This is a genomic window from Enterococcus sp. DIV0755f, assembly GCF_051713725.1.
Classification (GTDB): Bacteria; Bacillota; Bacilli; order Lactobacillales; family Enterococcaceae; genus Enterococcus_D; species Enterococcus_D casseliflavus.
The window spans coordinates 1,703,229-1,722,984 of record NZ_JBIOQL010000001.1; the positions used below are offsets into that span (position 1 = coordinate 1,703,229).

The following is a 19,756-nucleotide window of genomic DNA, read 5'->3' on the forward strand; positions in this document are numbered from 1 at the left end:
TGGTTCTTTAATCAGTAGGTTAACAAGTATTCTCGATACGCTTGAACAGATGCAGTCAATTCTGCGAATGAATCACTTGGGAACTTTTCTAATAGTTCATTGGCCACCACTGTCGCCACCACACTCTCACAAACAACACTGGCTGCTGGTACAGCGGTGCTATCTGAGCGTTCGACGCTTGCTTTATACGGTTCTTTGCTGTCGATATCCACACTTTGCAACGGCTTGTACAAGGTCGGGATCGGCTTCATAACACCACGAACCACGATTGGTTCACCGTTCGTCATGCCGCCTTCAAACCCGCCAAGGTTGTTGCTGCGACGGGTATAGCCTCGTTGTTCGTCCCATAAAATCTCATCCATGACTTTGGAACCTGGCAAAACACCAGCCTCAAAGCCAACGCCGAACTCAGCACCTTTAAAGGCATTGATGCTGACCACGGCTTGGGCGATTTTCGCATCAAGTTTTTTGTCCCATTGCACGTAACTGCCTAAACCAGCAGGAACGCCGCCAACAAGTACTTCCACTACACCGCCGATCGTATCGCCATTTTTCTTCGTTTGATCGATCAGCTGCTTGATTTCTTCTTCGACTGACGGATCTAACACCCTTACTTCTGAAGCTTCAGAGCGTTCTGCGATTTCTTTGACGGTCAACCCTTCAGGAATTTCCGCTTTGATGCCGCCTAACATTGTTACATGACCCGCCACATCGATGCCAAGCTCCTTTAAAATTTTCTTCGCAATTGCTCCGATGGCTACCCGCATGGTCGTTTCACGAGCAGATGAGCGTTCCAAAACGTTTCGTAAATCTTGATGATGGTATTTCATGCCGCCGACTAAGTCAGCATGACCAGGTCTTGGTCGTGCCACTCGTCGTAGTTTGCGGTCTTTTTCTGGTACCTCTTCGATCGCCATGACCTTGGTCCAGTTTTTCCAATCTTTGTTCTCAACCACTAAAGTCACAGGAGAGCCTAGTGTTTTTCCATGACGGATACCCGAAGTGATACGGACTTGGTCTTTTTCAATCAGCATCCGTCCCCCACGGCCATAGCCGGTTTGTCGTCTCGCTAATTCAAAATTAATGTCTTCTGCTGTTAATGGCAATCCTGCCGGTAAACCTTCGATAATGGCGGTCAACTCTGGTCCATGTGATTCGCCTGCTGTAATATAACGCATGATCCGTTACCTTCCTTTCTTATAATAAGTAGTCTTTGATTTTTTCAGTCGGGATCGTCACGATTTTCGCCTGTCCGATCGCTTCTAATAGAATAATCTTCAATTGTTGCCCGCGGGCTTTTTTATCATGAGTAATTGCTTGGTATAATTGCTCTTTATCTATTTCACTTGGTGTGATCGGCAAATGAAACTTCTCAACCATTTCTGTAAGCTGCTGGGTCGTACCTTTTGGTGTTAATCCGATGGCTTCTGCATGACGGGTGATCATGATCATCCCCATTGCAACCCCTTCGCCATGACTGGTGTCAAACGCGGCTGTTCTTTCTAAGCCATGCCCGATCGTATGACCGAAGTTCAGTGTCAGACGACTGCCATGATCAAAAGGATCTTCTTCTACTACTTTTTGTTTTACCTTTAAAGAAGCAGTGATTACTTTCTCAGCATGTGCCAAAAGATCGACTTCATCTTTCAAACCTGCTAACGTTTGCCAAAGCTCAGGATCTGCAATAGCGGCTGACTTGATGATTTCAGCAATGCCTTCTTGGACGCGTTTGAGGGGCAAACTTGTAAGTAAATCTGGATCGATCATCACACCGGCTGGTTGTGCAAATGTCCCGACGAGATTCTTGGCACTGCCAGTATTTACAGCTGTTTTTCCGCCGATACTTGAATCGACCTGTGCCAATAACGTCGTTGGAATCTGCAAGAAATCAATGCCGCGCATATAAGTAGAAGCAACAAATCCTCCAAGATCACCAATCACACCGCCACCAAGGGCAATGATCCCATCGCTTCTGGTCATTCCGAGTTGGGCAAGACCATCATATAAATTAGCTGCTTGCTCTAGTGATTTGCTTTTTTCGCCAGCTGGTACGACTAACAGTGTTGCCTCAAACCCTGCAGCGGTTAAGGAATCGACGATTTGTCCGCCATACAGGGGTGCGACGTTGCTGTCTGTAATGACGGCAATACGCTGTTTGTCCCACAACTGTTGCACCCAGGTTCCGACTTTTTGAAACGCCCCTCGTTTGATGAGGATATCATAGGAATGTTCTTCTAAATGAATGTGTAACATTGATTTTAGCACCTCTTTTATTGGTTGTCTTGACGCTTAGTCTTGCAACGCTTTGATTTCTTTCATCGCTTTTTCCATGATATGGACTTCTTTCATCATGTTCATGTACGTTTTTTCATTAAGTGATTGAGGACCATCAGACCAAGCATTGGCTGGATCTGGATGGATCTCAACGATCATCCCATCGGCGCCTGCAGCAACACCCGCTCTAGCCATAGGCGGTACGAGATCCCAGATACCTGTTCCATGACTAGGATCAACGATGATTGGGAAGTGGCTCAGTTTTTTGATGATTGGTACCGCACTTAGATCAAAGGTATTACGGGTTGCTGTTTCGTAAGTTCGGATCCCACGTTCAATGAAAATCACTTCACTTTTATCTTGAACGGCGATGTATTCCGCTGCATTCAACCATTCGTCGATCGTGCCAGAGATGCCTCGTTTAAGGCCAATTGGTTTCCCAGTTTTCCCAACGGCAGCTAGCAATTTGAAGTTTTGCATGTTCCGAGCACCAATCTGCAAAATATCACTGTATTCCGCAACCATATCGATATGTCCTTCGTCCATGACTTCTGTGATGACTTTCATGCCCGTTTCATCCGCTGCTTGACGAATGTATTTTAGCCCTTCTTCTTCCAGCCCTTGGAATGCGTATGGCGACGTGCGTGGTTTGAAGGCACCACCACGTAAGATTTGTGCACCACCAGCTTTAGCGATTCGGGCACATTCACGAATTTGGTCTAAGCCTTCAATCGAACATGGACCAGCCATCGTAACAAAGTTGCCGTCACCGATTTTCACGCCATCTACATCCACAACCGTATCTTGCGGATGGAACTCACGAGAGGTCAATTTGTAGGTGTTTGAGATCCGAATGGCATCTTCGACACCCTCGTAGCTGCGAAAAGCAACATCTTGGATGCGGCGGGTATCCCCTTTTAAGCCGATAACGACCTGTTCTTTTCCTTGGTTGACTTGAACATCTAAACCTTCTTTTTTGATTCTTGTTACAACAACTTCAACTTGTTCTGGCGTAGCGCCTGGTTTCATAATTACGATCATTTTTTCTTCCTACTTTCGTTTTTTTCTGTTTTTTATTTTTTACATGGATTCGATGAGTGCTTTGACTTTTTCAACAGGCATCGCTTTGCCAGTCCAAAGTTCAAATGCGGCTGCACCTTGATAGAGTAGCATGCTTAAGCCGTTTGCAGTTTTGGCGCCGACTGCTTTCGCATCTTTCAAAAGCTGCGTTTCTCTTGGATTATAGATGACATCATAGACAGCTAATGATTCCCGCAGGAGTGTTTTATCTTGCAGAGGACTTACGGTATCATTTGGTTTCATTCCCACGCCCGTGGCATTTACCAATAAGCTGCTTTGATCGATGGCTGTTTTTAAAGCCATCTGATCTTCTAAGTCGGTTAAGGTAATTTCACAAGCTGTTTTTTGTGCAATCTGTGTTAATTTTTCTTGGATGATTGGATAAAACTCATCCTTGCGGTTAAAGACATGGATCGTTTTGACGCCATCTAGTGCGGCTTGGCTAATGATCGCTGTCGCCGCTCCACCAGCTCCAATCACCGTCATGGTGTCGCCAATGATGGATACTTGAATGTCCTCAAGAGCTCGCATAAAGCCGATGCCGTCTGTATTGTGCCCAATCAAGCGACCTTCTTGATTGACGATCGTATTGATTGCGCCGATCAACTCGGCTGCTGGTGAACATTCATCCATCAGCGCTACTGCCGCCATTTTATGAGGCATCGATAAATTGACACCTAAGAGGTCCAACTGACGGATGCTTTGGATACTAGCGGCTAAATCATCCGGCTCAACATCAAAGGCCAGATACACGGCGTCGATCCCTTGTTCTTCAAAAGAAAGATTGTGCATCGCTGGAGAGATGCTGTGTTTGGCTGGTTTGGCAAATAGTGCCGCCAACCGTGTGTGTCCGGTTATCATTTGTTTCATCTGGTTCATTCCTTTCAACAAAAAAAGATGTCCACCGTAAATTTAAGAATCTACAGTGAACACCTTCAAACATTACATAACGACAGAGCCGATATGTGAATATAAAAAATAGCCACTATAGATTTTACGATCTACGTGGCTGCGAATTCATTACGAAATGCTCTAGCCATCATAGATACAAACTTAGCGTTTGTACCCATGCCTTCATGAATACAAACCTATCTAAAATAGCTAAAGTAATATTTATTCAGTTGTGTGGGGTTCGTTAGCAATAATTTTTGCATAGTCGTTCGCTCCAAACTGATGTAAGATTGACCTAAGTATAGGTTTAACTTTGAAAGATGTCAATGATTTTTTCTTATTTTTTTCATTTATTTGATTGTTTTTTTTGAAAACACTGTTCTATCAAGGGTTTATAAGTCATCCTCAAAGAACAATAATAGTTCAGGTAAGCTTAATTGCGCTTTTTCCTCTGCTGAAAGATCTTTGACGATCTCCCCTTTTCTGAGCAGGATCAAGCGGTCTCCGTATTTTAATGCATCTTCCATCCGATGGGTGATCATTAGACAGGTCAGGTTTTGTTCTTCCACGCGTTTTGCAGTGATTTGCATCAGCTGTTTGGAGGTCTTTGGATCTAACGCAGCCGTATGTTCATCTAGCAACAACAGTTTTGGAGTTTGGATCGTTGCCATCAATAAACTTAGTGCCTGTCGTTGACCACCAGATAAACTGCCCGTTGGCGTATCCAAATGATTTTCCAACCCGTTGCCGATTTCTTTACAAAGTGCAAAGAACATTTCCCTTTGTCCTTGGAGTTGTCGAAGACCAAGTGACCGTTTTTGCCCTCTTTTTTGGGCTAACAGCAGATTTTCTGCCACTGTCATACGGGGAGCAGTGCCCATTTTCGGATCTTGGAAAACCCGCGCCAAAAAGCGTGCGCGTTTTTCTTCCGAAAGTGTAGTCACATTTTGATCATCGATCATCACTTGCCCACTCGTCAAGGGCATGGTGCCTGAGATGCAGTTGAATAACGTGCTTTTGCCGGCGCCGTTTCCTCCAACGACCGTGACAAATTCTCCTGGCTTTAAAGAAAGATCGATTTTATTCAAGAGTACTTTTTTCTCATTTGGTCCGTTGCCGACAACTTTAAAGGCTTTTTTTAAGGCTAACATTATTCGTCCTCCGTTTCAAAACCAGTGCGTAGATGCAAGGCTTGTTTAAATTGAGGGATCAACAAGCAGATCGTCAAGACGATTGCAGAGAAGATCTTCAAGTAGGTCGTATCAAATCCAGCTTTGATCACAAATAGGATCAATAATTGGTAAATAATGCTGCCGATCACAATAGCGATCAAACGTTCCAGCAAGGTCAGTTCCCCGTATAACACTTCACCAATGATGATTGACGCCAGTCCGATAACGATCACACCGATACCTTTGCTTATGTCGGCATAGCCGTCATTTTGCGCAATCAATGCGCCTGAGAGTGCGATCACGCCATTGGAGACGATCAATCCAATGATTTTCATTCGATCGGTATTGATCCCCATCGATTTTGCCATATGCTCATTATCACCTGTAGCGATGTAAGCTTGACCCAAATTTGTATGGAAAAAGTAAACCAAGACGCCCCCGATCAACAAGACCATGATCAATCCAATGATCACCGTATCATAATAATTCGGTAAATTCATTCTAGTAAAAAAATCTTGAATTTTCGGTTGGTTTAATAAAGAGAGGTTGGGTGAGCGCATCACAAACAGCATGACCGAGTTCAATGAAGACATCACCAAGATTCCAGCTAAAATCACGGGAATTTTGCCTTTTGTATAAAGAAGTCCTGTCACACAGCCCGCACACATCCCAGCCAATACTCCTAAACAAGTCGCTAAGACGGGCGACACCCCATGGGTGATCGCTGTCACACAGACAGCACCGCCTAACGGAAAGGACCCTTCCGTCGTCATATCCGGGAAATTTAAAATTCGATAGGTCATAAAAATCCCTAATCCCAGGATTCCCCAAAGTAGTCCTTGCCCTATTGCTGAAACAATCATCATTCTTCCTCCATATTCTTACAAGTTTTCTCTTTCAAGACCCTCTCGATGATCGCAGGTGGTCGCTGTTCTTGGTTGTTACTCGTCACTTGCTTCGCTTTCTGGCGTCGTTGTAATCAGTTTCGCCTCGTCTTTGAGGTTTTCTGGGATAGTGATGCCCAATAACTGCGCCTGAGTTTCATTGATGATCGTTTCGCCATCGCTGAATGTATAGATCGGTGTTGTCGCAGGTTCTGCTGTCCCATCAAGAATTGCTGCCACCATCTTCCCAGTTTCCACGCCTATCGTAAATTGATCTTGTCCGACCGTTGCCAAACCGCCTTGTTCCACCATCGTATCTACGGAAGTAATGATTGGTGTTTTTGATTTATTGGCTTCTTGAACTACGGTCTGCATAGCATTTGCGATCGTATTGTCTAACGGAATATAGATAAAATCGACTTCCCGTGCCATCACTTGCACCATTTGCGCAATTTCATTACTTGAAGGAACGGCATACGATTTGCTGGTCAAGCCATTTTCTTCGGCAGCAGCTTCTGCTTCTGCCACTTGGTATTTCGAATTGTCTTCGGTCGAAGAATACAAAATACCGACTGTTTTTGCCTCTGGCAGCAAATCTTTTGCTAGTTTGATTTGTGCAGCAACTGGTGCTTTATCGGAAACACCAGTGATATTGCCGCCGGGTTGATCCATATCTGCCACCAGATTTGCCCCAACTGGATCAGTGACCGCTCCTAAAACGATCGGTACATCCTGAGTGACATTCGCCAACGCTTGTGCTGCGGGTGTTGCTACCCCAACCAAAACGTCGGCATCTTTATTTAGCAGCTGCTGACTCATCGTTGCCAATTTGCTTTGATCCGCTTGACCGTTCTGGAATTCGATCGTCAAGTTGTCCCCTTCGGTATAGCCTGATTCTTTAAGGCCTTCTTTGATCCCCTCGGTGATCGCATCCAGTGCTTCATGACTGACAAATTGTAGGATCCCGACTGTTTTTTCAGCTTTTTCTACTGGTTCCGAAGTCTCACTAGCTTGATTGGTCCCACTTCTCATTCCTAACTGATAGACAAATGTCGCTCCTAAAAATAATAAAATAACGGCAACCGATGCAATTAATCCCTTGTTTTTCATTTTTCATTCTCCTTTTTCTGCTTACGTTTTTCGTGTTTTTCATTTTATGATTTTTGAGAACAAAAAAAGCAACTGCCTATGTGACGGCAATTGCAAGTAAGCAAAAGCCGCATAGAAGCTTGTCCTATGCGGCGATAAATTCAACTACCAGCATAGATACAGCACTTTAGAAGGTTCTCTAAAAAGTTGTATCTATGGAATGAGGTCCCATCAATACAACTATCTACGCCAGTTTTGCCATGATTTCACTTGCAATGGAATAAATAGTTTCATGATTGTTCCTCCTTCTCAACTTGTTTTCTTTCTTGATTGAATTCAGTTTAGCTTATTGATAAAAAAACGTCAACAATTTTCTGTCAAATTGTCAGATTTTTTTATCGATCATTGGCAGAAGAACGAATCGTCCACATCGGTAAACGATTCAATTCTGGGATGAATTCCGTCGTTGGCTGCTCAAATGAATCAAAGGTAAAGCGATTTTTCTCAACCCCTTCTTCATAAAAAACAAACGTCACTTTATCAGGATCAACGCTGTATTCATTGGAGAAAAAAGCCGCATCATAGACGATTGGATAATAAAAAAATGTCCGATTCAGCTCATCTTCTTGCGCTTGGATCAGATCAAATACTTGATCGAGTTGAGGTCCGTTGGGCTTACTAAACATCACCGAGATCGCTCGTGTTTCACGAATCGTCTTATCTGCAGTCAGATAAGGCAATGGCTGTACTTTTTCTGACGGCAGCTTGTCAAAAGCGATCCGATCCACTAAAGAAGCATTGATACGATTTTGAGAAAAGACGATCAAACCTGCGAAGACCAGTGCGAAAAGAATTCCCCCGATCAGCGTGAAAATCGTTTTTTTCTGATCTCGATAAAGATCATCTAAAAAAGCTTGCCAGCTTTCAACTATTTTTTCTTTCGTGTAATGAACAAAGTTCCTAACTTGTTCCATAATTTGCCCACCTTTTTTAAAAATCCTACTATTAATTCATACTATCAATTCCCTCCTAGAACGTCAAGAAACTTCACATTTCTTCGATAATTCGGTAAGATAAAAGAAAACGGTAAAGGAGTCATTATGCATAATCTAGCTGATTCATTGATGACTGGAGCCAATCCAATCTTCGATTTCATCGTTGTCTGTTTGAACTTTCTCTCCATTTTTGTCATCGTTTGGGGTGTATTGATCGCAGGCATTGATTTTGTGCGCTACGAATTAACAGAAAAGGATCGATTGGTGGCAGCCAGAGAGAATAATTTTATCCGCAATTATTTAGGGAGCTATGTCTTATTAGGTCTGGAGATCTTGATTGCAGCAGATATTATTGAGACGATCATCCACCCTACTTTCGAAGACATCGTACGTCTAGCTGCCGTCGTTATTATTCGGACAGTCATCTCTTATTTCTTGAATAAGGAAATCGAGCGTGCACTGCAAACCACCGATCACCAACCTACCAAGAAAAAGGAAAGCTAGCTGCCATGGCTTTTCTTTGGATTCTTCGGTATAATAGATAGGAATATTTGACAATGGAAGGATCAATCCCTCAGTCAAACTATCCTTAAAAGAAAAGAGGGAAACAATATGTCTTTTGATGGTGTCTTTACCCATTTAATGGTCCAAGAATTACAAAATCAATTAACCAGTGGACGTGTAAACAAAATTCATCAACCTTATGAAAATGAGGTCGTATTTGTGATTCGTTCCCAAGGGAAAAATCACAAACTTTTGCTATCCGCACACCCCACCTATGCTCGTGTACAATGCACAACGATCGCCTATAGCAATCCAGAAACCCCACCGAATTTCTTGATGATGCTACGGAAATATTTAGAAGGGGCGATCTTAGAATCAATCGAACAAATCGACAATGACCGTGTGATCCATTTTCATTTCACGCGACGAGATGAATTAGGTGATTTGCAAGCCCTCGTCTTGATCGTCGAACTAATGGGCCGTCACAGTACGATTTTATTAATGAATAAGACGAGCGGAAAAATCGTCGATACGATCAAACACATTGGTCATTCACAAAATACGTATCGTACCTTATTGCCAGGTGCTGTCTATGTTGCACCACCAAAGCAATCGACGCTTAATCCTTTCACAGCCTCTCGCACCAAAATTTTTGAAGAATTATCTACTCTTGATCCATTGACGGCAAAAGAACTTCAACAACGATTCCAAGGCTTAGGCCGCGATACAGCAGAAGAATTGATCGCTCGAATCAATGCCAATCCCAATGAAAAACTGCGTCAGTGGGAAGCTTTCTTTACAGAGCTTACCCAGGAGCTAGTACCAAGTTATCTCCAGTCAGAGAAAAAGGAATATTTTACACCAATTCCCTATCCATCATTGATCGATGCGACCACCACTGTCACCCATTATCAGAGTCTGAGTGAGCTTTTAGATGCGTTTTATCACGACAAGGCGGAAAGAGATCGGGTCAAACAACAAGGTGGCGAATTACTGAAAAAAATTGAGAATGAACTGAAACGGAACCAGTTGAAGTTAAAGAAACGCCAACAAACGTTGATCGATTCAGAAAACGCCGAAGAATTCCGTCAAAAAGGTGAGCTTTTGACGACCTTTATGAATCAAGTCCCTCGTGGTGCTGCTTCAGTTGATTTGGAAAATTATTATGATGAGAATCGGCTTTTGACGATCAAACTCGATCCTGCTCTTTCTCCCAATCAAAATGCTCAGAAATATTTTCAACGTTACCAGAAATTAAAAAATGCAGTCAAACTGATCCATCAGCAGATTGCCGAAACGAAAGAAGAAATCGCGTATCTCGAATCCGTGTTAGCCCAATTAGAAATCGCCTCTCCCATGGATCTGGCGGTTATTCGGGAAGAACTGATCGCACAAGGCTATGTCAAAAATCGGGCGAAACAGCGTAAAAAAGCTGCTCCTTCGCAACCAGAACGATTTCTTTCTTCAGACGGAACTGAAATTTTCGTCGGAAAAAACAATTTACAAAATGACCAACTGACCTTAAAAACAGCTCGTAAGAGTGATATCTGGCTGCATACCAAAAATATTCCTGGCTCTCATGTCATCATTCGTTCGGATGATCCTAGTGAGACAACCTTAATGGAAGCTGCAGAGCTTGCCGCATATTTCTCAAAATATCGTCAATCTGCCCAAGTACCAGTGGACTACGTGCAAGTCAAACATATTCGGAAACCGAATGGTGCCAAGCCTGGATTCGTCATTTATGAGAATCAAAAAACACTTTTTGTGACACCTGATGAGGGAATTTTGAGATTAAAACAGTCCTAGCTGTTTCTAAGTTTATTCGGATCAAAAATCATAAAGTAATCAATCAAAAAACCGATCACAAGCGCGTGCCTCTTCGCAGCGCTTGTGATCGGTTTTTATGCTTTTTCGTTCTATCTACTGCTCTTTCAGCAACAATTTTGCTTAGCTTGTATCACAAAAGGCAAGCCTTCTCAGGATTCAGCCATCAACATATCTGCTAGATCCGCTAGAATGGCAATTGAACATCACCTGCGGCTAATAGGCTCTGCTGGCTAATAAATCCCGCCATCCTCCATAGTGACTTTCTTCTCAAAATCAAAATGATACAGCTTTTCCCAGTGATTGATATTCAACGTTCCTTTGGTCAAACGGATCGCTAGAAAACAACAGCCTTTATCATCCTCATTGTTAACTTCGTCGTACCAGACAAAGGCTTTGCGAATTTTGCTTCTTAATTCTGCATTTTTAGGGTCTAGCACCCACCCTAAATTCTCTCCTTGACCGATCGCAGTAAACCATTCACCACTGACAGCAATCGCAACTGCTGAATTCTTACTGATTTGCTTCATTTTGTTTGATTGCTCATGAGTTGACACGTAAAAAACGCCGTCTTCATAAAAAGCATCTACTTCTCGGACGACTGGCTGTGTTTCTCCCTTGTCATTCTCGTTACAAGCAGTCGTGGCAAGGGCGATTACATTGTCTTTAAAATGTCCGAATTTTTCTTCAAGTAGTTTTACTCCTTCTTCAAACTGAGTCATTGTACTGTTCCTCCTTACATCTCACTTCTTTTTTTAAAAGGAATCCATAATTCAACATGAACGACATGATTTTCTCTTTCTTGATAAAGCTCAGGGAAAAAATCCTCAGCAATCCACCCCTTCTTCTTTAACCAGAAACGGGTATAGCGCATCGCCTTCCCCATATTGATGATCAGTTGCTCTGAAATCGTATCAAAACTGCAAACAACGTAATCCCGAGCCGGTAGCGTCCATTCACTGAAGGTCGATCCCTGTGAGTCATCACCTACTTGGCCAACAAAGTAACTCGAATAGCCTTCTGGCGCATCTCCTGGAAACGAAACACCGATCTGGTAGTTGGCTTTTCCCGGTTGATTGGCAATCTTTTGAAGAAATTTATGCCAAATTTCTTCAATCGGGTCGATCCCTGTTCGTTGCCCTAGCATTTTCCCATAGTTGAATGGGTAGTAACCGACGATCCCATAGAAGACCAGTGGATGCGGATTGCTTTTTTTCTGGATTTCTAAAACAACCCCTTCACTGATCAATGGGATACCCTCTTCCGTCACAATATATCCTAATGAAAGATCTGGCTTATCAAAGTTTTGTAAGCCAATGGGCTTTTTCTGATAAAGCGAGGGTGAAATTCTATAGACCGTTTTAAACGTTCTTGAAAAAACGGCATGACTGCTAAAGCCGACTTCAAAAGCGACATCAATGACTCGCTTCTTTTGGTTTTTCAATAAAAGCGCACCTCTTGCCAAACGACGCAGTTTTATATATTCCCTAACAGAAATTTTAACCAAACGAGTGAATAAGCGCTGATAATAAAAAACGGACAATGATGCAACTTGCGCCAACGTTTCGATCTCTAACGGCTCGGTAAGATTGTCTTCAATATAATCGATTGATTTTTGGATTGCCTCCCATGCATGCATATGAATTTCCTTTCTTTTACTATAAAATAATTCGCTAAAAAAGCTTTACCGTGTCTGCTCTTTTTCAATTGATTCAATTGTGTTTTAATTCACAATAAAACGAATACTTAAAACCTGCTTATTGATTAGTTTAGCATAGTCTTTGTGCTCGATGCCTATGAAAATAAAAAAAAAGACGAGGATTCTCGTCTTTTTTTCCGTTCGTTTTAAACTATTGTATTGCTTGAAGGTTCCCACTACGTCGGGTTTTATAGGATAATCAGAAGAGAAGTCCGAAAAAAATACGTAAAAGGAACCATTTTTATAAATCAATAGAAATAAATAGGCCGATCTTTGCGGTCTTGTAATGGGCGATTATTATTTTCTAATACTTCTTCGCGGAATTCTAAAATGAAGCGACGGCTCATCTCCCCAATCCAGTCAAAGACAAACCAGTTGATTGGCCCTTTCGTTGGTGGGGTCGTCAAGGAACCAACATAATGAAAATGGTGGGTACGTTCTGGCAAGAACATGCTCGGATCAAACCATTGGGTGTGGTTCTCAAAGTCCCAGATGCTGTCGTCTTGCTGATTGCAGATCCAGTTGAGTTTATCCGTCAGTTTGAATAAGATACCCACCACCAAGTTTTCTCCGTCATCATTCATATGAACGAGGTGAAACTCTAACTCTTGCTGCTCGTCATCGATAATGTGTTCAGACGGCATGTGAAAATGAATATCCGTCAAATAGTAGTTGATCCCTTTAAATGTGACATAGCTTTCTTTGTTATAAGGAACGAAGTGAATCGTATTTTTGAATTCTTTTTCCGTGAACCGCTCTCGTTTATAGTGAAAAGCCAAGTCCTGATCGATGGGTTCTTCGGTCTCATCGTGGACTAAAGCGATTGGGGATTGGTAAGGAAATTCGGCACCTTGTGCATACCAGTCGCACAAAGTGTGCCAATGTTCAGGTCCATTGTCTCCGGAATAACTCCAGGGAACGTCCATATTTCTTTTCAAAAAAAACAGCCTCCTAATTCAAGTTGACAGCAAGGTATAGCCCTTCCTATCAAAAAACTTTCTCCCAATGCTATCAGAAAATAGGTAAAAATAAAACGAATATGCTTGGTCATTCCCTCACATATCCGTTTCTTATTTCAATTCCTTATTCACTCAACCAAGCAGCAGGATCTTTACGCCACTCTTGTAACAGGGCAACATCAGATTCTTGAATAGCACCCGTTTCTAAAGCCGACTCGATCAACGCTGTATAGTTTGTCAAAGTCACATAGGATAAACCTGCTTGATCAAAATTTTCTTGGACTTGGGGCAGCTCGTAAGTAAAGATCGCAGCGACGCCTAATACATCGGCTCCTTCTCTTTTGGCTGCTTCACAAGCCTCTAAGACACTGCCACCTGTTGACAATAAATCTTCAATGACGACCATTTTTTGATTTGGTTGAATACGCCCTTCAATTTGATTGCCTTTACCGTGTTCTTTTGCTTTGCTGCGAATATAAACCATTGGCAAATCTAACAATTCAGCGACCCATGCAGCATGGGGAATCCCAGCTGTTGCGGTCCCTGCAATCACTTCTGCTTCTGGGTAAGTCGTTTTGATGACTGCAGCTAAGCCTTTCGCAATGGCGCGACGTACATGTGGATAACTCATAGTAATTCGATTGTCGCAGTAAATAGGGCTTTTGATGCCGCTTGCCCAAGTAAATGGTTTATTCGGTCGTAAGAAAATCGCCTCGATGTCTAAAAGATCTTTGGCGATTTGATTGGATTGTTCTTTCATTGGCTAGCTTCCTTCCATTCTTGTTTTATTTGCAGATAACTTTCATACGGTGCCTTAGATTGGGTGATTGGACGTCCCACAACGATCATGGTAGCCCCTGCTTTACGAGCTTGTGCAGGTGTCATGATCCGTTTTTGATCACCAACTTCACTGCCAGCTGGTCGGATACCAGGCGTCAAGCGTATGAAGGCATCCGTTGTCCTTTGTTTGATCTGCTTTGCTTCGTGAGCGGAGCAAACAACACCGTCTAACCCAGCTTTTTGGGCACAAGTGGCGTAATGCATGACACTTTCTTGCAGTGACGTCATGATCTGCTGATCATGATGCATTTGTGCCTCACTAGTGGAGGTCAATTGGGTAACTGCAATCAAATCAGGAACTTTGTGCCCTGCGGGGGTTCCTTGCTGCAGGCCTTTTTTAGCAGCAGTCATCATTTCGATCCCACCGGCTGCATGAACATTCGTCAAAGCCACACCTAAAGAAGCTAAGCGTTCCATTGCTCGTCCTACTGTATTGGGAATATCATGTAGTTTTAAATCTAAAAAAATATCATGACCACAGTCTTTTAACCAAGTAACGATCGCTGGTCCTTCTTGGTAGAAAATCTCCATTCCCACTTTCACAAACAACTTTTCCTCTATAGGAAATTGCGCTAAAAAAGTTTCAATAGCCTGTTTGTTAGGAAAATCTAAGGCAATAATTGGCCGTTCACTCATCACATGTGCTCCTCTCTCACTTCTTTTATCAGCTGTTCCAAAGAAGGGATTCCTAATTCTGCCATTCGTATAGGCAATTCTTCAATCAACTTTGGGCAAATGTAAGGATCGGTAAAGTTTGCGGTTCCGACTGCAACAGCACTAGCACCTGCCAGATACATTTCAAGGACATCATCCACTGACATCACGCCCCCCATGCCAATAATTGGTAATTGAGAAACTTGCGCCACTTGTTTGATCAGGCGAATCGCCACTGGTTTGATTGACGGACCAGACAAGCCCCCTGTTTGGTTAGCTAAAATTGGTTTCCGTGTTTTTAGATCGATCCGCATGCCTAAAAGTGTATTGATCATCGTAAACCCGTCGGCGCCGCCTGCTTCGATCGCTTGTGCAATTGGGACGATATCCGTCACATTCGGCGAAAGTTTGACATAGATCGGCACTTTCGAGACTTTTTTGACCGCTTCAGTCAATGCACCAGCAACCGCAGGATCGGTTCCGAACGTGATGCCGCCATGCTTGACGTTCGGGCAAGAGATATTCAATTCGATCGCTTTGACATTTTCTGCCTGACTGATTTCCTGACACACAAGAACATAATCTTCGACGGTCGAACCGGCAACATTCGCGATGATTGGCAAATCGGGGTGTTTTTGAGCTAAGTCGGGTAAAATTTGATTCATGACCGCTTCTAACCCAGGATTTTGCAACCCGATGGCATTTAACATACCGCTAGGCGTTTCTGCTACCCTTGGGGTCGGATTGCCAAAACGTGGTTCAGGTGTGGTCGCTTTGATCATCACCGCACCTAATTGACTGATGTCATAATATTTATCATATTCTGCACCAAACCCAAAGCAGCCGCTGGCAGGCATTATCGGATTTTTTAGACTCAATCCTGGTAGCTCGACATTGATCGACATTAAATGACCACCTTTCTCGCCTGAAATACAGGCCCTTCGTCACAAACTTTGACACTTTTTGTGCCTTGTTCATCATCTTTCGTATGGCAAACACAGGCATAACAGGCACCCATCCCGCAAGCCATTCGCGCCTCCATGGATAGTTGAACATCTGGAAGGTCTTCGAAAAGCTGGGCGGTGGTTTTTAAAAGACCGTTATTTCCGCAAGCAAAGACCGCCGCAGGTGTTTGCTCTGCAGCTAATAACAGGTTGCCAACATTTCCTTGTAAACCCGCACTGCCATCATCGGTAGCGATCCTCGTATCTCCCAGTGCGCGAAATTCCTCTTCATAATACATGACGTCTTTGCTGGCAAAGCCCAAAAAGTGAATGACGTGGACGCCTTGTTGCGTCAGGCGTTTCGATAATTCATAGAGCGGCGGTACACCGATACCGCCCCCTACGATAAATGCAGTGTCCCCTTGGTTTAAATGATGATAGCGAAACCCATTTCCTAACGGCCCCATCACATCGATTGGATCACCAACAGTCATTTCTGAAAAAATTCTTGTGCCATCTCCTTCAACCCGATAAATGATTCGGCATTCTTTTTTCTCAGCATCGATATGATTGATACTGATCGGTCGGCGAAGAAGAAAGGCATTTTGAGGAACCCGCAGGTGTAGAAATTGCCCTGGGGTCCTCATCTCATTGACTAATTCACCCGTCAATGTCATTTCAAAAATCCGCGGTGCCAGTTGACGCTGTTTGCTGATGGTCATGATTTCTTGCTTCATCAAAAAACTCCTTTATCTGCGTTAAATTGCTTTCGTTGAAAAACTGCGGGATTCCATCACTTTTAGAATCGCATCCGCTGTATCAAGAGAAGTAAAGGTCGGTACACCATGTTCCACCGCTTCACGGCGGATGATAAATCCGTCTTCCGTTGCATTTTGGCGATCTTTGTCCATGGTATTGACTACTACTTGGGTCGTTCCTTTACGGATCAAATCAACAACCGTTTCTTCTGCTTGCTGTTCGGAAATCTTGGCAACCCGAGTCACTTGTAGTCCTTTTTCTTCAAAGTAATCGGCGGTTCCATTGGTAGCCAATAAGGTGAAGCCGACCTCTACGAAACGCGCTGCCAGTGCTGCTGCCTCTTCTTTGCTTTCGTCTGCAACGGTGAAAAGTGCTTTTCCAAATTCAGGAATATGCAGGCCTGATGCCTCAAAAGCTTTATAAAGTGCTTTTGCCAAATCTTTGTCTGATCCCATTACTTCACCCGTTGATTTCATTTCAGGGCCTAAGTAAGTATCGACTTTTAAAAGTTTTGTAAAGGAGAAGACAGGTGCTTTGATGTGTACTTCATTTGGTGTTGGGGCAAGTCCGTCTTGATAACCTAACGCTGTGATCTCTTCCCCGAGAATCGCCTTCGTGGCAATTTGTGCCATTGGGATCTCTGTTACCTTGCTTAAAAATGGTACGGTTCGGCTAGCACGAGGATTTACTTCAATGACATACACTTTGTTCTCATGGATGACAAATTGGATATTCATCATACCGATACAATTTAAACCTAATGCCAAGCGTTTGGTATATTCTTCGATCGTAGCAATTAGTTCATCCGAAAGATTTTGTGGTGGATAGACCGCCATTGAATCTCCTGAATGGACCCCTGCACGCTCGATATGTTCCATGATTCCAGGAATCAAAACAGTTTTGCCGTCACAGATAGCATCGACTTCACATTCTTTACCGACCAAGTAACGATCGACCAAAACAGGATGTTCTGGTGATGCTTTCACTGCATGACGCATATAATCTTCTAAATCGGCTTGGTTTTCCACGATTTCCATCGCACGTCCCCCTAAGACATAACTTGGGCGGACTAAAACAGGATAGCCGATTTCTTGAGCGATGGCGATCGCTTCTTGTTCGTTCGTCGCTGTATCCCCTGGTGGTTGCGGAATATCTAGCGCTTGTAATGCTTGCTCAAAGAGATCACGATTTTCGGCACGATCAAGATCTTCAATGCTGGTGCCTAAGATTTTGACCCCAGCTTTTACTAAAGGCTCTGCTAAGTTGATCGCCGTTTGCCCGCCAAATTGAACGATGACCCCAATGGGTTGTTCCAAATCGATGACGTGTAAGACATCCTCTAAGGTCAATGGTTCAAAGTACAGCTTGTCGGAGATAGAAAAGTCAGTCGAAACCGTTTCAGGATTACTATTCATGATGATCGCTTCATAGCCAGCAGCTTGGATCGCTTTCACCGAGTGCACTGTTGCATAGTCGAACTCCACCCCTTGTCCGATTCGGATCGGTCCAGACCCTAGGACAAGAACAGATTCTTTTTCACTGCGCTTGCTTTCATTCTCAAACTCATAGGTACTGTAGAAATAAGGTGTTGCTGATTCAAATTCTGCGGCACATGTATCTACCATTTTGTAGACGGGCAAAATCTTTTGCTCATGACGCAGCGTGCGGATCTCAGCTTCCGTGGTTTCCCACAGCTCAGCAATCTTTTTATCCGTAAAGCCGTTTTGCTTGGCTTTTTTCAACACATCAAGGGAATGTGGTTCGTTTGCTAATGCTTGTTCGATCTCAAAGATGTGAAGCATCTTATCCAAGAAGAACAAGTCGATTTTCGTCATTTCGTTCAAATCTTCGATGGTGTACCCTCTTCGGATGGCTTCCATGACGTAGAATAGGCGATCATCTTGCGCCTTGATGACTTTTTCCATCAGATCATTGTCAGAAAGAGCTTCTAATTCTTTCATTTCGATATGGTGTGTGCCGATCTCCAATGAACGAACGGCTTTTAATAATGACTCTTCAATATTACGACCGATCGCCATCACTTCACCCGTCGCTTTCATTTGTGTTCCTAATCGACGTTCCCCAGTTTCAAACTTGTCAAACGGCCAGCGAGGAATTTTTGCGACGACATAGTCAAGGGCGGGTTCAAATTCTGCATACGTCGTTTCTGTGACTGGATTTTTCATTTCATCCAATGTTAAACCGACGGCAATTTTCGCTGCCAGTTTGGCAATCGGGTACCCTGTAGCTTTACTTGCTAACGCAGAGGAACGTGAGACCCGTGGATTTACTTCAATGACATAGTAGTTGAAGCTATGAGGATCAAGCGCCAATTGAACGTTACAGCCACCTTCGATTTTTAACGCGCGGATGATTTTTAATGAGGCATCCCGTAACATTTGGTATTCATGGTCTGACAAAGTTTGGCTCGGCGCAAAGACGATGGAATCGCCGGTGTGGATACCGACTGGATCGAAGTTTTCCATATTACAAACGACGATCGCGTTGTCAGCAGAATCTCGCATCACTTCATATTCAATCTCTTTATATCCAGCAATACTCCGTTCAATCAAGCATTGGGTCACTGGCGAGAGCTTCAAGCCGTTTTCAGCGATTTGGCGAAGTTCTTCTTCATTGTTACACATGCCGCCGCCCGTTCCCCCTAGCGTAAATGCTGGACGAACAATGATTGGAAAGCCGATTTTTTTCGCAAATTCAACTGCTGCTTCCACCGTTGACACGATTTCTGATTCTGGGATCGGTTGATCCAATTCTTCCATTAATTGTTTGAATAAATCTCTGTCTTCTGCCTGGTCGATTGCTGCTAATTTGGTTCCTAGCAACTCAATTCCTAATTCATCCAAAATACCTGAGTTGGCTAATTCCATCGCCATATTCAAGCCCGTTTGTCCGCCTAATGTCGGTAAAATTGCATCAGGCTGTTCTTTACGTAAAATCCGTGAGACGAACTCAAATGTGATTGGTTCAATGTAGACTTTGTCAGCAATTTCTTTGTCCGTCATGATCGTTGCGGGATTCGAATTGACTAACACCACTTCGTAGCCTTCTTCTCGTAAAGCTAAACAAGCTTGTGTACCGGCATAATCAAACTCTGCCGCTTGTCCTATAATAATCGGTCCAGAACCGATAACCATGATTTTCTTGATATCTGTACGTTTTGGCAT

At 43.4% G+C, this 19,756-nt stretch carries 18 protein-coding genes; 2 read left to right on the plus strand and 16 right to left on the minus strand.

Going from position 1 to position 19,756, the window contains the following annotated elements; genetic code table 11:
• Positions 1-11: 11 nt before the first annotated feature.
• From aroC to IGI73_RS07755, 8 genes are all read right to left on the minus strand, one after another.
• A complete protein-coding gene (aroC, locus tag IGI73_RS07720; RefSeq protein ID WP_005226098.1) occupies positions 12-1,178 on the minus strand; it encodes a chorismate synthase in 1,167 nt (388 codons plus the stop codon).
• Between the two features lie 19 nt (positions 1,179-1,197).
• Positions 1,198-2,253 (minus strand): 3-dehydroquinate synthase, encoded by a 1,056-nt coding sequence (gene aroB / locus IGI73_RS07725; RefSeq protein ID WP_015509713.1) that lies wholly within the window; start codon positions 2,251-2,253, stop codon positions 1,198-1,200.
• Positions 2,254-2,289: 36 nt separating this feature from the next.
• Positions 2,290-3,315 (minus strand): 3-deoxy-7-phosphoheptulonate synthase, encoded by a 1,026-nt coding sequence (gene aroF, locus IGI73_RS07730; protein ID WP_005226100.1) that lies wholly within the window; start codon positions 3,313-3,315, stop codon positions 2,290-2,292.
• A 39-nt stretch (positions 3,316-3,354) separates the two neighbouring features.
• Positions 3,355-4,224, minus strand: coding sequence for a shikimate dehydrogenase (locus tag IGI73_RS07735; protein ID WP_128431984.1), 870 nt, complete (start codon positions 4,222-4,224; stop codon positions 3,355-3,357).
• A gap of 413 nt (positions 4,225-4,637) precedes the next feature.
• The gene (locus IGI73_RS07740; protein ID WP_005226102.1) at positions 4,638-5,396 is read right to left on the minus strand and encodes an ABC transporter ATP-binding protein; all 759 of its coding nucleotides are present in this window, start codon (positions 5,394-5,396) and stop codon (positions 4,638-4,640) included.
• A complete protein-coding gene (locus tag IGI73_RS07745) occupies positions 5,396-6,280 on the minus strand; it encodes an ABC transporter permease (RefSeq protein ID WP_010748362.1) in 885 nt (294 codons plus the stop codon). The genes IGI73_RS07740 and IGI73_RS07745 overlap by 1 nt, the downstream gene beginning before the upstream one ends.
• 78 nt (positions 6,281-6,358) lie before the next feature.
• Positions 6,359-7,411, minus strand: coding sequence for a tryptophan ABC transporter substrate-binding protein (gene trpX, locus IGI73_RS07750; RefSeq protein ID WP_010748363.1), 1,053 nt, complete (start codon positions 7,409-7,411; stop codon positions 6,359-6,361).
• Between the two features lie 374 nt (positions 7,412-7,785).
• A complete protein-coding gene (locus IGI73_RS07755; protein WP_010748364.1) occupies positions 7,786-8,364 on the minus strand; it encodes a hypothetical protein in 579 nt (192 codons plus the stop codon).
• 126 nt (positions 8,365-8,490) lie between these two features.
• Here IGI73_RS07755 and IGI73_RS07760 point away from each other — a divergent pair, with 126 nt between their 5' ends.
• Both IGI73_RS07760 and efbA read left to right on the plus strand, forming a co-directional pair.
• Entirely contained in the window at positions 8,491-8,889 is a 399-nt protein-coding gene (locus tag IGI73_RS07760) for a DUF1622 domain-containing protein (RefSeq protein WP_016609320.1), read from the plus strand.
• A gap of 108 nt (positions 8,890-8,997) precedes the next feature.
• The gene (gene efbA / locus IGI73_RS07765; RefSeq protein ID WP_128488570.1) at positions 8,998-10,698 is read left to right on the plus strand and encodes a fibronectin-binding protein EfbA; all 1,701 of its coding nucleotides are present in this window, start codon (positions 8,998-9,000) and stop codon (positions 10,696-10,698) included.
• 251 nt (positions 10,699-10,949) lie between these two features.
• On the opposite strand, the gene IGI73_RS07770 is transcribed toward efbA, so the two are convergent.
• The 8 genes from IGI73_RS07770 to carB form a co-directional block, all read right to left on the minus strand.
• Positions 10,950-11,438, minus strand: coding sequence for a pyridoxamine 5'-phosphate oxidase family protein (locus IGI73_RS07770; protein WP_060791939.1), 489 nt, complete (start codon positions 11,436-11,438; stop codon positions 10,950-10,952).
• Positions 11,439-11,452: 14 nt separating this feature from the next.
• Positions 11,453-12,355, minus strand: a complete 903-nt coding sequence (locus IGI73_RS07775) for an AraC family transcriptional regulator (protein WP_087627525.1) — start codon at positions 12,353-12,355, stop codon at positions 11,453-11,455.
• 308 nt (positions 12,356-12,663) lie between these two features.
• Positions 12,664-13,341, minus strand: a complete 678-nt coding sequence (locus IGI73_RS07780) for a carbonic anhydrase family protein (RefSeq protein ID WP_017144366.1) — start codon at positions 13,339-13,341, stop codon at positions 12,664-12,666.
• A 157-nt stretch (positions 13,342-13,498) separates the two neighbouring features.
• Positions 13,499-14,134, minus strand: a complete 636-nt coding sequence (gene pyrE, locus IGI73_RS07785) for an orotate phosphoribosyltransferase (RefSeq protein ID WP_428206222.1) — start codon at positions 14,132-14,134, stop codon at positions 13,499-13,501.
• The gene (gene pyrF, locus IGI73_RS07790; RefSeq protein ID WP_005226112.1) at positions 14,131-14,850 is read right to left on the minus strand and encodes an orotidine-5'-phosphate decarboxylase; all 720 of its coding nucleotides are present in this window, start codon (positions 14,848-14,850) and stop codon (positions 14,131-14,133) included. Before pyrF ends, pyrE begins: the two co-directional genes overlap by 4 nt.
• Positions 14,850-15,773 carry a dihydroorotate dehydrogenase gene (locus IGI73_RS07795; RefSeq protein WP_428206221.1) on the minus strand — a complete coding sequence of 308 codons (924 nt, stop codon included), beginning with the start codon at positions 15,771-15,773 and terminating at the stop codon, positions 14,850-14,852. The genes pyrF and IGI73_RS07795 overlap by 1 nt, the downstream gene beginning before the upstream one ends.
• Positions 15,773-16,549, minus strand: a complete 777-nt coding sequence (locus IGI73_RS07800) for a dihydroorotate dehydrogenase electron transfer subunit (protein WP_005226114.1) — start codon at positions 16,547-16,549, stop codon at positions 15,773-15,775. Before IGI73_RS07800 ends, IGI73_RS07795 begins: the two co-directional genes overlap by 1 nt.
• 21 nt (positions 16,550-16,570) lie before the next feature.
• Positions 16,571-19,756: a carbamoyl-phosphate synthase large subunit gene (gene carB / locus IGI73_RS07805; protein ID WP_034868615.1), complete on the minus strand. Its 3,186-nt coding sequence runs from the start codon at positions 19,754-19,756 to the stop codon at positions 16,571-16,573.

Bases quoted from the DNA above. Each gene is read 5' to 3' on its own strand.
- aroC (WP_005226098.1), bottom strand. From the start codon at position 1,178: ATGCGTTATATTACAGCAGGCGAATCACATGGACCAGAGTTGACCGCC.
- aroB (WP_015509713.1), bottom strand. From the start codon at position 2,253: ATGTTACACATTCATTTAGAAGAACATTCCTATGATATCCTCATCAAA.
- aroF (WP_005226100.1), bottom strand. From the start codon at position 3,315: ATGATCGTAATTATGAAACCAGGCGCTACGCCAGAACAAGTTGAAGTT.
- IGI73_RS07735 (WP_128431984.1), bottom strand. From the start codon at position 4,224: ATGAAACAAATGATAACCGGACACACACGGTTGGCGGCACTATTTGCC.
- IGI73_RS07740 (WP_005226102.1), bottom strand. From the start codon at position 5,396: ATGTTAGCCTTAAAAAAAGCCTTTAAAGTTGTCGGCAACGGACCAAAT.
- IGI73_RS07745 (WP_010748362.1), bottom strand. From the start codon at position 6,280: ATGATTGTTTCAGCAATAGGGCAAGGACTACTTTGGGGAATCCTGGGA.
- trpX (WP_010748363.1), bottom strand. From the start codon at position 7,411: ATGAAAAACAAGGGATTAATTGCATCGGTTGCCGTTATTTTATTATTT.
- IGI73_RS07755 (WP_010748364.1), bottom strand. From the start codon at position 8,364: ATGGAACAAGTTAGGAACTTTGTTCATTACACGAAAGAAAAAATAGTT.
- IGI73_RS07760 (WP_016609320.1), top strand. From the start codon at position 8,491: ATGCATAATCTAGCTGATTCATTGATGACTGGAGCCAATCCAATCTTC.
- efbA (WP_128488570.1), top strand. From the start codon at position 8,998: ATGTCTTTTGATGGTGTCTTTACCCATTTAATGGTCCAAGAATTACAA.
- IGI73_RS07770 (WP_060791939.1), bottom strand. From the start codon at position 11,438: ATGACTCAGTTTGAAGAAGGAGTAAAACTACTTGAAGAAAAATTCGGA.
- IGI73_RS07775 (WP_087627525.1), bottom strand. From the start codon at position 12,355: ATGCATGCATGGGAGGCAATCCAAAAATCAATCGATTATATTGAAGAC.
- IGI73_RS07780 (WP_017144366.1), bottom strand. From the start codon at position 13,341: ATGGACGTTCCCTGGAGTTATTCCGGAGACAATGGACCTGAACATTGG.
- pyrE (WP_428206222.1), bottom strand. From the start codon at position 14,134: ATGAAAGAACAATCCAATCAAATCGCCAAAGATCTTTTAGACATCGAG.
- pyrF (WP_005226112.1), bottom strand. From the start codon at position 14,850: ATGAGTGAACGGCCAATTATTGCCTTAGATTTTCCTAACAAACAGGCT.
- IGI73_RS07795 (WP_428206221.1), bottom strand. From the start codon at position 15,773: ATGTCGATCAATGTCGAGCTACCAGGATTGAGTCTAAAAAATCCGATA.
- IGI73_RS07800 (WP_005226114.1), bottom strand. From the start codon at position 16,549: ATGAAGCAAGAAATCATGACCATCAGCAAACAGCGTCAACTGGCACCG.
- carB (WP_034868615.1), bottom strand. From the start codon at position 19,756: ATGCCAAAACGTACAGATATCAAGAAAATCATGGTTATCGGTTCTGGA.